At 63.5% G+C, this 13,096-nt stretch carries 12 protein-coding genes and 1 pseudogene; 9 read left to right on the top strand and 4 right to left on the bottom strand.

Features of this window, described 5'->3' with window-relative positions:
* Positions 1–5 precede the first annotated feature (5 nt).
* Together KP004_RS09205 and KP004_RS09200 are read right to left on the bottom strand one after the other, a co-directional pair.
* Positions 6–1,172 carry a double-cubane-cluster-containing anaerobic reductase gene (locus KP004_RS09205; protein ID WP_216802020.1) on the bottom strand — a complete coding sequence of 389 codons (1,167 nt, stop codon included), beginning with the start codon at positions 1,170–1,172 and terminating at the stop codon, positions 6–8.
* On the bottom strand, positions 1,169–1,930 hold the full coding sequence (locus tag KP004_RS09200) for an acyl-CoA dehydratase activase (RefSeq protein ID WP_216802019.1): 762 nt from the start codon (positions 1,928–1,930) through the stop codon (positions 1,169–1,171). Before KP004_RS09200 ends, KP004_RS09205 begins: the two co-directional genes overlap by 4 nt.
* A 149-nt stretch (positions 1,931–2,079) precedes the next feature.
* Between KP004_RS09200 and KP004_RS09195 the strand changes: the two genes are divergently transcribed.
* Positions 2,080–2,994 carry a selenium metabolism-associated LysR family transcriptional regulator gene (locus tag KP004_RS09195; RefSeq protein WP_216802018.1) on the top strand — a complete coding sequence of 305 codons (915 nt, stop codon included), beginning with the start codon at positions 2,080–2,082 and terminating at the stop codon, positions 2,992–2,994.
* Positions 2,995–3,179: 185 nt separating this feature from the next.
* Here the strand turns inward: KP004_RS09195 and KP004_RS09190 are convergent.
* A pseudogene (locus KP004_RS09190) lies at positions 3,180–3,503 on the bottom strand (peptide chain release factor-like protein); the annotation flags it as partial.
* Between the two features lie 229 nt (positions 3,504–3,732).
* Between KP004_RS09190 and dmpI the strand changes: the two are divergent.
* Positions 3,733–3,924, top strand: a complete 192-nt coding sequence (gene dmpI, locus KP004_RS09185; protein ID WP_216511091.1) for a 4-oxalocrotonate tautomerase DmpI — start codon at positions 3,733–3,735, stop codon at positions 3,922–3,924.
* Between the two features lie 22 nt (positions 3,925–3,946).
* A complete protein-coding gene (locus KP004_RS09180; RefSeq protein ID WP_216802016.1) occupies positions 3,947–4,519 on the top strand; it encodes a flavin reductase family protein in 573 nt (190 codons plus the stop codon).
* A gap of 120 nt (positions 4,520–4,639) precedes the next feature.
* On the opposite strand, the gene KP004_RS09175 is transcribed toward KP004_RS09180, so the two are convergent.
* Positions 4,640–5,422, bottom strand: a complete 783-nt coding sequence (locus KP004_RS09175) for an ADP-ribosylglycohydrolase family protein (RefSeq protein WP_216802015.1) — start codon at positions 5,420–5,422, stop codon at positions 4,640–4,642.
* Positions 5,423–5,451: 29 nt separating this feature from the next.
* Here KP004_RS09175 and KP004_RS09170 point away from each other — a divergent pair, with 29 nt between their 5' ends.
* The 6 genes from KP004_RS09170 (at position 5,452) to KP004_RS09145 (ending at position 13,091) form a co-directional block, all read left to right on the top strand.
* Positions 5,452–6,048, top strand: a complete 597-nt coding sequence (locus tag KP004_RS09170; protein ID WP_496197166.1) for an acyl carrier protein phosphodiesterase — start codon at positions 5,452–5,454, stop codon at positions 6,046–6,048.
* Between the two features lie 336 nt (positions 6,049–6,384).
* Positions 6,385–6,789, top strand: a complete 405-nt coding sequence (locus KP004_RS09165) for a chemotaxis protein CheW (protein ID WP_239027007.1) — start codon at positions 6,385–6,387, stop codon at positions 6,787–6,789.
* A 1-nt stretch (position 6,790) separates the two neighbouring features.
* Positions 6,791–8,245, top strand: coding sequence for a CheR family methyltransferase (locus tag KP004_RS09160; RefSeq protein ID WP_239027006.1), 1,455 nt, complete (start codon positions 6,791–6,793; stop codon positions 8,243–8,245).
* 31 nt (positions 8,246–8,276) lie between these two features.
* Entirely contained in the window at positions 8,277–8,882 is a 606-nt protein-coding gene (locus KP004_RS09155) for a chemotaxis protein CheW (protein WP_216802014.1), read from the top strand.
* A gap of 18 nt (positions 8,883–8,900) precedes the next feature.
* Positions 8,901–10,757: a HAMP domain-containing methyl-accepting chemotaxis protein gene (locus KP004_RS09150; RefSeq protein ID WP_216802013.1), complete on the top strand. Its 1,857-nt coding sequence runs from the start codon at positions 8,901–8,903 to the stop codon at positions 10,755–10,757.
* A 36-nt stretch (positions 10,758–10,793) separates the two neighbouring features.
* The gene (locus tag KP004_RS09145; RefSeq protein ID WP_216802012.1) at positions 10,794–13,091 is read left to right on the top strand and encodes a hybrid sensor histidine kinase/response regulator; all 2,298 of its coding nucleotides are present in this window, start codon (positions 10,794–10,796) and stop codon (positions 13,089–13,091) included.
* Positions 13,092–13,096: the final 5 nt, after the last annotated feature.

Below are 13,096 nucleotides of genomic sequence, written 5' to 3'. Positions count from 1 at the left end.
ACCTGTCACGGACGCCCTCCTCGCCTGGTCCCTATCACCTCCAGGAAGGCCTCGATACGCACCTTCAGTTGCTCCGTGTCCGATTCCGAATAATCGGTTTCGATCTGCAGGAAAGGGACCTGCACCGTCTCCTGAAGGTGGCGCTTCACCGAGAACGATTCCACGTTGTAGGTGTGGCACCCCTGCCAGGTGAGATCGATCACCCCGTCCGCGTCGAATTCCCGCACCAGCTTCTCCAGCAGTTGCAAGCGCCCCGTGTTGGGAGACATGCACGAACAGGGAACGCGCAGGTACTTTTCCGCGATGGAACGGAGCAGGTCGTTTCCCGGCAGCACCGGATCCACCTTTTTGTAACCGCCGCAACTCTCGAAGCAGGCCACGCTGCCCCCCAGTTCCTCGACCAGGCGCACCACCTTTTCCGATCCGATCCCGACCGGCACACCGGTCAGCAGGATGCGCGGGGTCCGGTCGCTGAAGGGAGAGACGCCCTGGTCGCTCAGTTCGGTCAGCTCAGTGGTGAGCCGGTCGATGAGCTCGATCGCCTCCCGCTTGTCCACGGTGAAACCGCGGTTGTGCAGCACGGTCAGCAGGTCAATCCCTGAGATCGGCGCCGGCCTGCGCTTCAAAACGTCCTGCAAGGCCTTGAGCGAGCGCCGTTCCTCGTTCAGAAGCAGAACCGCACCGGCCAGTTTCTCAGGGGTGATGCGCACGCCGAAGGACTCTTCAAGGCGAGTGATCAGGCGCTTGAGCTCCAGAACCCAGTAGTCCAGCGCCGCCTCGTCCTGCACCTGGGGCAGTTGCATCAGGTGCAGCGGTTTCATCTGCGCCAGCAGCTCGTACATCTTCTTCTTGCCGTCGCAGGTGGTCTCGGCGAGCAAAAGGTCGGAGAAATGGAAGAAGGGGCAGGTATCGGTGAGCGCGAAACCGTAGCTGGACTTGATCAGCGGGCAGAGCGAGCGCGGCAGCACCTTTTCCGCGGCCGGAATAGGGGTCGCGCTGGTGCCGCACAGCGAAACCGGGATGGCACCGGCGGCTACGATCAGCTCCACCGGCGAAAAGAGGCAATAGGTGCCGACCACCTTCCTGCCGCGATCCTTGGCGACCTTGAGCGCGATGGCGTTTTTCTCCCTGAGGCCCGCGATCTCATCGAAGGCTGCACAGACATCCCTCATGCCTCGAACCCCATGATCGCGGCGCCCAGCGCACCCACCATCTGCGGCGCCTGCGGAACGCACATATCTACGCCGAGGCTAGCCCCGATGGCGCGGCAGAGCTCGCGGTTTAGCGCCACGCCGCCGCTGAAGGTGACCCGGTGCGACAGGGTGACCTTCCCGGCCAGCCCCTGGATCCTTCCCGCTATGGAGTGGAAGATGCCGGCCGCGATGCTCCCCTTGTCCGTCCCGCGGGCCAGCAGGCCGATGACCTCCGACTCGGCGAAGACGGCGCACATGCTGGAGATCCGTGCCGGCGTCGCCCCGACGGCGAGTTGTCCCAGTTGCTCCAGGGAGACGTCGAGCACGCCCGCCATCACCTGCAAAAACCTCCCGGTTCCGGCGGCACACTTGTCGTTCATGGCGAATTCTGCCACCCTCCCCTGTTCATCGACGCTGATCACCTTGCTGTCCTGACCGCCGATATCGATGACGCTGCGGGTTTCGGGATAAAGGAAGTGGGCACCGCGGGCGTGACAGGTGATCTCGGTGACCTTCCTGTCGAATATGGGCAGGGAAACACGGCCGTAGCCGGTCCCGACGATGCTCCCCACGTCGCCTTCGGCGAGGCCGGCGCAATCCAGCGCCTGGCGAAACGCCTCGAGCCCTGCGGCCTTGGGATCCCAACCGGTGGGAACGACCACACTGGCGCGGATCTCACCATCGAAGATGACCGCTTTTGTCCCTGTCGAGCCTATGTCGATTCCTGCTGCAACCATCTATGTCTCTCGCTGAAATGGAATGTCAGAAAGAAGTGGGGGAAGTGGGAAAAACCACTGACATGAATAACTAATTGACCGGCCGTAGTCAAATTGATAAATTCGATGAAATAAATAACCATGATCGCAATCCTTAATAGGAGGGAGCGGTGAACCTGAAGCAATTGGAGGTTTTCATCAAGGTGGCAGAGAGCGGCAGCTTCTCCAAGGGAGCCGAAGCCACCTTCATAACGCAATCCACGGTAAGCCAGCACATCTCCGCACTGGAGAGTGAATTCGGCATGAAACTCCTCGATCGCACCGGCAAAGGCGCCCTTCCCACCGAAGGAGGGAAGATCCTTTTGGAGCGGGCCCGCAAACTGGTGGATTACGCGAAAGAGATACCGGTCGCGCTGGCGCGCTTCAAGGGGATCGAAGAGGCGGAGCTGAACATCGCGGGGAGCAGCATACCGGGCGAGTACATGATACCGGCCGCCCTTCCTCTCCTGATCAGCCGTTTTCCCGGCGTGACCATCGTGCTGAGGCAGGGTGACAGCCGGGACGTGCTCGGGAAGCTGCTCTCCGAAGAGGTGGAGCTGGGTGTAGTGGGCGGGTGTTTCGAGGAAGAGACGCTCGAATTCGTGCCGTTTGCGGAGGACGAACTGGTACTGATAGCTCCCAGCGGGCACCGTTGGGGCAAGGAGCGGGCGATCCGCAAAGAGGAACTGCTTGGTGAGTCGGTGGTGCTGCGGGAAACCGGTTCCGGAACCGGTAAGGCGGCAGCCCAGGCCCTGCGCGCGGCAGGCATCGATCCCGGCACCTTGCGGGTAGCGGCGCACCTGGGGAGTAACGAAGCGGTGAAGCGCGCCGTGATCGCCGCGATCGGCGTCTCATTCGTTTCTTCGGTGTCCGTGCAGCACGAGTTGGAACAGGGGACGCTGATCCAGGTTCCCGTTGCGGGCGTTTCCATCAAGCGGCAGTTCTACCTGGCGAGCCGCAAAGGGCGGGAGTTGTCCCCCGCCGCCGTCGCCTTCAGGGGCATCATGGTGGAGATGTATAGAGGCAATGAACAACTGACCAATTGACAATTGACAGCTAAAGTGACGCTTGGCCTGCGCACATGTAAGAGTTGTCGCAACTACACCTTCAGGGTTGGTCACGATACATCAGCCGCCTTCGCATAGCAGCAAGGGGACAGGCACCTGGCGGAGCCAGTCCCCTCCTTCGGAGAAGTGCTCGAAGGTGCGATCCAGTTGTCAATTGTCCATTGTCAATTGTCAATTGATTTACTTCTTTGTTTTTTCCTCTCCGAAACCGCCTTCTTTTCCGAGAGTCGCTTTTCCTTGGCGCCGCGCGGCACCTTGGTGGCGATCCGCTTTTTCCTCTTCATCTCCCGCCTGTGCAACAACTCGGCCAGCCGCTGCAGCGCCATCTCACGGTTTTGCGCCTGGGAACGGCTCTCGCTGGCCTGGGCCACGATCCCGGTGGGGAGATGCCGTATCCGCACCGCTGAGTCGGTCGTGTTGCGGTGCTGCCCTCCCGGCCCCGAAGCGCGGTAAAACTCCACTTTGATATCTGATTCCTTGATCTCTACCATATTCCTTATCCTTGTCGTTGCTGCATCCGGCGACTATATCACGACTGCGGCATACTCCCTAGCTTTCTCGTCTGTTACATGTCGCAATAAACAGATACTTACCTGCGCCGGTAATACCTGACACGTTTATACTCGACATTCGGCGGATCCCGCTGTTGATGTCGCCGCTGATATTTGTTACATTGGCCTCCTCTCAACTTCCACACCGGCAACAAGGAGAATCCCCATGCCCGTTATCACCATCGACCTCGGCACCATTGAGAACAAAGAGAAAAAGGGCCAACTGGTACAGGCACTGACCGAAGCCGCCAGCTCCGTCACCCAGATCCCTGCCGAAAAGTTCATCGTTTTCATCAAGGAAATGGAACGGGAAAACATCGGCGTCGGCGGGAAGCTCCTGTCGGACATCCTCAAATAAAAATAGGCTCACAGGAGGCCATATGAAGAAGAGTCTGGGCAAAGGAACCCACGCCATGCCGACCCCGGTGTGGCTGGTAGGGAGTTACGACATGGCGGGCAAGCCGAACCTTGCCACCGTCGCCTGGGGCGGCGTCTGCAGCTCCGATCCTGCCGCGGTCACCGTATCCCTGCGCAAATCGCGCTACAGCTACGACGCGATCCTCAGGCGCGGTGCCTTTACCGTCAACATCCCCTCGCAGCAGTTCGCGGTCGCGGCCGATTACGCCGGTATCGCCTCCGGCAAGAACGAGGACAAGTTCGCCCAGGCCGGCCTCACCGCGGTGAAAAGCGATCTGGTCGATGCGCCCTACGTCGCTGAATTTCCGCTGGTCATCGAGTGCCGCCTGCTGCAGACGGTGGAGATAGGGGTGCACACCCAGTTCATCGGCGAGATCGTCGATGTGAAAGCCGACGAGTCCGTGCTCGACGGCAACGGCCTCCCCGATCCGGCCAAGGTGCAGCCGCTCATCTACAGCCCGACCAACCGTATCTACTACGGTTTGGGAGAGCCGGTCGGCAAAGGATTCGACATCGGCAAGCAACTGATGAAGTAGCTGGATGGTTACAGTCCAAAAGGTTGCACGTGAACCCACGCCCACCCCTTTTTTGAAGGGGGCACAGGGGGCACAGGGGGGATTTGCAGTTTTCAGTTTGCACGTTGCGGGCAACTCCCCCTAAGTACTCTTCCCCGCCACGAAGCGCGCCTCGAACTCCAAAGTCACCCTCCTCAGCGGCTCGTCCAGAAAACCCAGCGTGCAGCTGGCGATCGCCCCCGGAACCCCGCCGTAAAAGGCTTGCGCGATGCCGCCGGTAATGCAGGCCAGCGTATCGGAATCCCCGCCGAGGGAGACTGCCAGCCGCAGGGCGTCCTCGAAGTCTTCGGAATCGAAGAAGGCAGCCAGCGCCTGGGGGACCGTCCCCTGGCATGACACGTCGAAACGGTAGCCGGGACGGATCTCGTCGCAGCTGCGAGAGAGGTCATAGCCGAAACGGCCGCTGATGAAGTGGCGGATTTCCTCTTTGTCGGCGCCGCTGCGCGCCAGGAAAATCGCCGCGGCCGTAGCCTGCGCGCCTTTCACACCCTCCGGGTGCCCGTGGGTGGGGAGGGTGTACTCCTCGGCCCTGCGCAGCACTTCATCCAGGGAATCGAAGGCCCAGGCCGCCGGCGCGATGCGCATCGCGGAGCCGTTGCCCCAGCTGTGGTAGGGAGCGGCATCCGCGCTGGCGGCCCACAGCGCGAAGTTCTTGCCGTATCCCGCCTCGGGATACCTGCGATAGTAGCGCCGCATCACCTGGGCGTACGGCTCGCCGCTCATGATCGCCTCCGCAAGCGCGACGGTGAGGACCGTATCGTCGGTGAAGCGGCACTGGTCCTGGAACAGCGGAAAGGATGTGGTCTTGATGTTGTTCCACTCGTAGACGGAACCGACGATGTCGCCGGCCAGCGCACCCAGCATGTTACCCCCCTACCCCTTCTGCGCGGGTTTTGGTATCATCACTTGCCATGAACTACCTCTTCCACCTCTACTTGTCGGGCGACGACCCCGACACCCTGACCGGCAACTTCATGGGCGATTTCGTCAAGGGACCGCTCGCCGACCGCTATCCCGCCCCCCTGCGCCAAGGCCTGGAACTGCACCGACGCATCGATTCATTTGCCCAACAGCACCCCGCCTTCACCAGCAGCCGCCTCCGTATCGCACCGGAATTCGGGCTTTACCGGGGCATCCTCGTCGACCTCTATTACGACCACTTCCTGGCGACCGGCTGGCAGAAGTTGCACCGGGAACCGCTGCCGGTCTACCTCGAGCGCGCCAGGAGGATCGTCGAGGGAAACCGGCCCCTGCTGCCGGAGCGTCTGCAGAGGCTGGTCCCGGTGATCTTCGAGGACATGATCCCCTCGTATCTCACCACCGACGGGGTGGCCGGCGCGCTGGAACGGATGTCCAGACGCGTTGCGCGCTCCAATCCCCTGGCCGGTGGCGGCAGGGAGCTTACCCGCAACTACCAAGCATTGCAAGAGGATTTCCTGGCATTCCTCCCCGAGGTGAGCCGGTACGCACAGCAGTATCTGGGGCGCTGAGACAGAGGGAGCGCTACGGCTTCGCCACTGTCAGTAGAGTGATGTTCCTTTGTTTCCCCCCGGGCCACGATTGTCACTAAGCCCCCCTTTTCTCTATTTCACCTTACCTCTACATGCTCCCAACCGACCTTTAAAGAAGGAACAATCCCACCCGGCACTCCAAACCGAAACTTCTACTGCAAAAAATCACACGTTCAGTCATTAAATCGCAACAATCCACTTGAATAGAAGCCACACGCGCGGTAAATTAAAGCGCCGTATTGATGTCGCACATGGAGAAGACCGATAGACACGATCCACCTGCTCATCTTCGCCCTCGACGGCAAACGCTACGCCTTGAGACTCGACCAGATCACCAGGGTCATCAGGGCGGCGGCGCTCACCCCGATTCCCAACGCCCCGGACATCGTACTCGGCATACTCGACCTGCAGGGGGATGTCATCCCCGTCATAAATCTGAGAAAAAGGTTCCGGCTGCCGGAGCGCGACATCGGCTGCGACGACCACTTCGTCGTGGCTCGCACCGGCAGACTCGCCCTGGCGCTGCATGTCGACTCGACGGAAGGGGTCTGCGAACAGCCGGCCGGGGGACTCGTCCCCGCGGACGACATCGTCATGGGAACGGAATTTCTTGCCGGCGTAACCAGGACCGCGGAGGGGCTGGTGCTGATTCACGACCTGGACACCCTGCTCTTCGCCGAGGAAGAGAAACAGATCCGTGCCGCGCTGGAGAGCGCGTAGCGTGGGCGACGACCTGCATCACTCGCTGCCCGCTTTCGCCAGGTTCATCGCCAGGAACATGGGGCTGCACTTCCCCCAGACCCGGTTACGGGACCTGGCGCAAAAGATGTCCACCCTGGCGCGTGAGGCGGGTTTCGAGGACCTGGACCACTACCTGTTCCAGCTCATGGCCGTCCCGCTCTCCCAGGAACAGTTGAGGGCGCTCTCCGCCGCCCTTACCATCGGCGAAACGTACTTCATGCGCGACCCCAAGAGCTACCGCGTGCTCGAAGAGCAGGTGCTCCCCGCGCTCATTGCGTCCCGACGTCGCGGCGGCAGGACCCTCAAGATCTGGAGCGCCGGCTGCTCCACCGGCGAGGAGCCCTACTCCATCGCCATCATACTGAGCCGCCTGCTTCAGGATCTGCCCGAGTGGAAGATCACGCTCCTTGGCACCGACATCAACGAAGAAGCGCTGGAACGTGCCCGAAGGGGGGTGTACGGCAAATGGTCCTTCCGCAACGCGCCGGAATGGCTCATGGAGTATTTCACTCCCCTGGGGGACGGCCACTTCGAGGTTATCCCCCGCATCCGGCAGATGGTGCACTTCAGCCAGCTGAACCTGGCCGTCGACGCGGGCAGCGCGCTCACCGCGGGGGCGGACATCATCTTCTGCCGTAACGTGATGCTCTATTTCCACGCCGAGCAGATCGAAAAAACGGTGGCCAGGTTTCACGCCGCACTGAAACAGGGGGGCTGGCTCTTCGTGGGCCCCACCGAAGTGGACCACCAGAGGCTGCGCAGCTTCAGCTGTCACTACTTCGAAGGAGCGCTGCTGCTTCGAAAGGGCGAACCGCGCCGAAAAGCGCTCAGGCCGAGCGTACCTGCGCCGACGGTGCCCGCTGCGGCCGCGCACACGGCCCAGGCGAAGGGTTCTCAAGCGGATGCGCCCCCCTGCGGCCCGGCTTCGCAGCAGGCGGACCCGCTTCCCGAAAGCGTCGAGCGGGCCCGCACAGCCTACCGCGCAGGCGATTACCAGGAGGCGGCCAGGCTCGCGCTCTCCGCGCCGCACCTCCCCGACTGCCTCGCCCTGGCGGCACGCAGCTACGCGAACCTCGGGCTCTATCAGGAGGCGCGCGAACAATGCGAAAAGGCGTTGCTGCTCGAGCGTCTGGACGTGCGTACCCACTACCTGCTTTCCATGATCCTGGAGCAGCTGGGTGACGACGCCGGGGCGGAAGCATCCCTTAAGCGCGCGCTGTACCTGGACCACGACTACCTGCTCGCCTACTTCGCCCTGGGGAACCTGTGCCGCAAGCGCGGCGAGCTGCGCGAAGCGGAGCAGAGCTTCGGCAACGCACTGCGACTGTTACAGCGGCACGATCCTGCCGAGGTGCTGCCCGAGGCGGAAGGGATCACCGCCGGGATGCTCGCGCAGTTGATCAAGGGAATGATCGCCGGTTTGAACCGCAGGTGACACCGGCGCTACGACAGTCCGAGGAGATGGGATGACAGCACACAGTTCCAGGATAGATTGGGCAGCCCTGCTCAAGCGCCAGGAGGCCGCCTTCGCTGCAGCGGGTGCGCCATCGGACGACCCGGTGCGCGAACAGGCGCTTCTCAAGGAACGGGCGCGCCAGTTGAGCCGGCCGCCGGAGCCCGCCGACGATGGGACCGGCATCGACTGTCTCGAGTTCGTCCTGTCGGGCGAGCGCTACGCCATCGAACTTTCCTATATAGCGGCGACGCTGCCGCTTACCGATTTCACGCCGCTTTTCTGTGCCCCCTCCTTCGTGCTGGGGATCACCAACCTGCGCGGCCGCATCATCTCAATCGTCGACCTGCGCCGTTTCTTCGAGCTGCCCGCCCTGGGGCTTTCGGACCTGAACCGGGTTATCGTTGTGGGGAACGAAGAGATGGAGTTCGGGGTGCTGGCCGACAGCATCGTCGGCACGAAAACCGTGCCCGCCGCGGAGCTTCTCCCCACCCCCGACACATTTGCCGGGCCCAGGGAGGAGTTTGTCGCCGGCGTGACCGCCGAACGCCTGGCACTGCTCGACATGGCGAGGATCCTGGCCGACCCGCGCCTGGTGGTGCACGAAGAGATAGGGTAATAATTTCTAGGGGGTTTCATGCTTAGTAATCTGAAGATCCGTTCCCGACTGGTTGCCGGCTTTTCCGTGCTGGTCCTGTTCCTGATCCTGATCGGGGTGCTCTCTCTGAAAAACCTCTCCGCCGAGGGGGACCTCCTGAGCGAGTTCTACGAGCACCCCTTCGCCGTGAACAACGCCATCCAGCAGGTGGACACCAACATAACCCGCATGCATCGCAGCATGAAGGACGTGATCCTCTACGCCAGCGACCGCGAGGATCTCGAGGCGTCGATCGCGGAGATAAACAACTGCGAAAAGAACGTCTACCGGCTGCTGGCCCTGGCCAGGGAGCGCGTCCCCGGAGACAAGTCAAAGATCGACCAGATCAAGGAGTCGATGGACCAGTGGAAGGTGGTGCGCGACAAGACCATCGTCATGGTGCAGCAGGGGAAGCTCAAGGAGGCCATCTCCTTCCACAAGGCCTACGCCCGGCGCACCGTCGCCCAGATCGACACCCAGGTGAACGACGTGCTCAAGGTTTCCTACTCCATGGCCGAGAACTTCGCCGCCGAGTCGGGCAAGAACCAGCGCCTCACCTTCGCCATCACCGCGGTCCTCGTGGCGCTTGCCTGCATCCTGGCCGCCGTCATCGCTTTCGCCATCACCGCTTCCATCACCAGGCCCCTGACCGACGCGGTCCAGGCCGCCGACAGGCTCGCCCAGGGCGACGTCTCCGTCGAAATCGGCAGCGGATCTGCGGACGAGCTCGGGCAGCTGTTGCGGGCGATGGGTCAGGTGGTGCAGTCCATGCGCGGCATGGGGGAAACCGCCAACCGCATAGCCCTTGGCGACCTCGACGTGGAAGTCGTCCCCCTTTCCGACCGGGACGTCTTCGGCAAGGCGATGCGCAACATGGTGGCATCGCTCAACAGCCTCGCCGACAACGCCGACCGCATCGCTTCGGGCGACCTCACCATCGAAGTCCTCCCCGCCTCCCCAAAGGACCGGCTGGGCAACTCCTTCCAGGCGATGACCAGGAACCTCAGGGAGCTCACCGTCGAGATCGCCGAGGTCGTCAACGTCCTGGCCGGTTCCGCCGCGGAGATCATGACCACCGTGAGCGAGCTCGCCTCCAGCTCGGCCCAGACCGCCACCTCCATCTCCGAGACCAACGCCACCGTCCAGGAGATTCGCCAGACCACCGACCTCACCTCCCAGAAATCGCGTCAGGTCTACGAGAGCGCGCACCGCTCCACCCAGATCGCCCGCACCGGCCGCGAATCGGTCAACAGCGCCATTGGCGGCATGCAGGGCATCGACGAGCGCATGGGCTTCATCGCCGAGCGCATCGTGAATCTCTCCGAACAGAGCCAGGCCATCGGCGAGATCATCGCCACCGTTGCGGACCTCGCGGAGCAGTCCAACCTGCTCGCGGTTAACGCGGCCATCGAGGCAGCCAAGGCGGGCGAGCACGGCAAGGGGTTCGCCGTCGTGGCGCAGGAGGTGAAGAACCTGGCCACCCAGTCCAAACAGGCGACCTCCCAGGTCAGGAACATCATCGGCCAGATCCAGAAGGCCACCACCGCGGCGGTCCTCGCTACCGAACAGGGGAGCAAAGCGGTCGAGGCGGGGGTGAAACAGTCCAGCGAGGCGGGGGAATCGATCCGTCAACTCGCCGCCAGCATCGAGGAATCCTCCAACGCGACCCTGCAGATCGTCACCTCCACCCAGGAGCAGGCCATCGGCATGGACCAGATCGCCATCGCCATCCAGAGCATCAACCAGGCCAGCGACCAGAACGTAGAGGGGTCACGCCAGATCGAGTCCGCCGCCCGCAACCTTTACGAACTGAACCAGAAGCTGCAGAAGCTGGTCAGCGGCTACAAAGTGGCCTAAAGCCCATGACCGCAGCACACGGGGACCTATTGCCGCATGCTTGACAGCGACGCCTTGCTAAAAGAACTGCTGGCTACCTTCGAACTGGAGGCGCAGGAGCACTTAGGGGAGCTCTCCTCCCTGCTCCTTTTGCTGGAGCGCGAGCCGGAGGCTGCCGAACGGGTACGCCTGCTCGAGGCGATTTTCCGCCGCGTGCACACCCTGAAGGGAGCGGCGCACGCGGTGAACCTCCCGGACGTCGCCCTCTCCTGCCAGCGGCTGGAGGACGTGCTCGCCGCGCTCAAAGGTGGGAGCCTCCCTCTCGGGCTCGAGCAGTTCGACTCGCTGCACGGCAGCATCAACGCGCTCGGCGAGCGGCTGTGTTTCGCCCAGGGACCGGCCGCGCCAGCGGTACCGTCTCCTGCCGCGCCGCATGAGTTGCCGGTCGCCGCGGCGGTGCCCACCGATACAGCGGCCGTGGTGCGGGAACCCTCCGTCCCCACCCCGCCCAGCACGCCTCTTACGCGTCCCGAACCTTCCACCCCTGAGGCCGTCCCGGCGCAGCCGCGCGAGTGGAAAACGTCGGAGCCGCGCCCGGTTTCGCCCCGCCCGCAAGGAGACGAGACGGTCCGGGTTTCCGCCCGGCTCCTGGAAGAGCTGCTGCTGCAATCCGAGGAGCTGGTCTCCGCGAAGCTTTCCTCCTCGGTACTGCACGAAGAGCTGGCCTCCTTGGCCGGAGAGCTCGCGCTGCGCCAGGGAGAGCGCAGCCGTGCCCTCGAAACCGCCCGCAAGTCCGTGAAGGGTGCTACCGGCAGCGAAGCCGTGCTCGCCTCCCTGCTGGAACAAAGCTGCCAGGCGGAGCGTCACCTGGAGGGGCGCCTGCGCTTTTTGGAAAAGAGCGCGGAGAAGCACCAGCGGTCACTGCAGGCGATGCTCGACCCGCTCCTGGAGGAGATGAAGAAACTGCAACTCCTCCCCTGCTCTACGCTCTGCGATCCGTTTGCGAAGCTCGTGCGGGACCTCTCGCGCGAACTGGGCAAGGAGGCGGAGTTCTCCTGCCGTGGGGGAGAGCTCGAAATCGACCGCCGCATCCTTGCCGAACTCCGGGAGCCGCTGCTGCACCTGGTACGCAATACCGTCGACCACGGCATCGAGGAGCCGCGGCAGCGTGTCGCAGCGGGCAAGTCCCCGAGGGGGGCGATCAGTATCGAGATCAGGCTGCAGGATGCCGGCCGCGCCGAACTCGTCCTGGAAGACGACGGCCGAGGCATCGACCTGTCCCGCGTCAAGGCCGCCGCGCAGCGCGTCGACGCCGCACCCGCCGATGTTTTGGAGCGTATGCCCGACCACGAGGCGCTGCAGCTCATCTTCGAATCCGGCCTCTCCACCAGCCCTGCCGTCGGCAGCGTCTCGGGGCGGGGCGTGGGGCTCGCCATCGTGCGCCAATCCCTCGAGCGCCTGGGGGGACACGTCACCGTCACCAGCACTCCCGGTGTGGGCACGGCCTTCCGCCTGGTCTTCCCCCTCTCCTTCGCGAGGATACGCGGCCTGCTGGTACAGGTCGGGGGGCGGGAGTGCGTGATCCCCGCCACCAACGTGGAACTGAGCTCGCGGACGGCGCATTCAGAGGTGAAGCGCGTGGAAAACCGCGACACGGTGCTCGTGAACGGCGAGGTGGTCGCGCTGGTCTCCCTGGCGCGCATCCTCGAGCTGAAGCAAAGCGCGCAGGCGGCAGAAGGGAATCTCTGCTTCGTGCTGCTGCACGCGGGGGAGAAGCGGATCGCCTTCGCCGTGGACCAGGTGCTTGGGGTCCAGGAGATCCTGGTCAAGCCGCTGGGACGGCAGCTCTCCCGGGTCCGCAACGTTTCCGGGGCCACCGTGCTCGGTAACGGCCGGGTAGTGCCGGTTCTCAACGTCGCCGACCTGTTCCGCTCCGCGCTCTTCGTCGAGGCGCCCCCGGCACCGCCCCCATCCCCCGCGCCCCAGAACCGGCAGGTTTCGGTGCTGGTGGCGGAGGACTCCATCACTTCGCGCACGCTGCTGAAGAACATCCTGGAGTCGGCGGGCTACGCGGTGCGTACCGCGGTGGACGGGGCGGACGCGCTCTCCCAGCTCAAGACCCAGGCCTGCGACGTGGTGATCTCCGACATCGAGATGCCGCGCATGGACGGCTTCCAGCTCACCGCGGCGATCCGCGCCGACAGCAGGCTCTCGACGCTGCCGGTGATCCTGGTGACGGGGCTCGAGTCGCGCAGCGACCGTGAACGGGGCATCGACGTGGGCGCGAGCGCCTACCTGGTGAAGAGCAGCTTCGACCAGGGCAACCTCATTGAGGTAATTCAAAAACTGAGCTGACGAGG

It is taken from the genome of Geomonas oryzisoli, from assembly GCF_018986915.1.
GTDB lineage: Bacteria > Desulfobacterota > Desulfuromonadia > Geobacterales > Geobacteraceae > Geomonas > Geomonas oryzisoli.
Note: the sequence above shows the minus strand (reverse complement) of the source record. Positions and strands in the feature narration are given on the sequence as shown.

Bases quoted from the DNA above. Each gene is read 5' to 3' on its own strand.
- KP004_RS09205 (WP_216802020.1), bottom strand. From the start codon at position 1,172: ATGAGGGATGTCTGTGCAGCCTTCGATGAGATCGCGGGCCTCAGGGAG.
- KP004_RS09200 (WP_216802019.1), bottom strand. From the start codon at position 1,930: ATGGTTGCAGCAGGAATCGACATAGGCTCGACAGGGACAAAAGCGGTC.
- dmpI (WP_216511091.1), top strand. From the start codon at position 3,733: ATGCCCGTTATCACCATCGACCTCGGCACCATTGAGAACAAAGAGAAA.
- KP004_RS09180 (WP_216802016.1), top strand. From the start codon at position 3,947: ATGAAGAAGAGTCTGGGCAAAGGAACCCACGCCATGCCGACCCCGGTG.
- KP004_RS09175 (WP_216802015.1), bottom strand. From the start codon at position 5,422: ATGCTGGGTGCGCTGGCCGGCGACATCGTCGGTTCCGTCTACGAGTGG.
- KP004_RS09155 (WP_216802014.1), top strand. From the start codon at position 8,277: ATGACAGCACACAGTTCCAGGATAGATTGGGCAGCCCTGCTCAAGCGC.
- KP004_RS09150 (WP_216802013.1), top strand. From the start codon at position 8,901: ATGCTTAGTAATCTGAAGATCCGTTCCCGACTGGTTGCCGGCTTTTCC.
- KP004_RS09145 (WP_216802012.1), top strand. From the start codon at position 10,794: ATGCTTGACAGCGACGCCTTGCTAAAAGAACTGCTGGCTACCTTCGAA.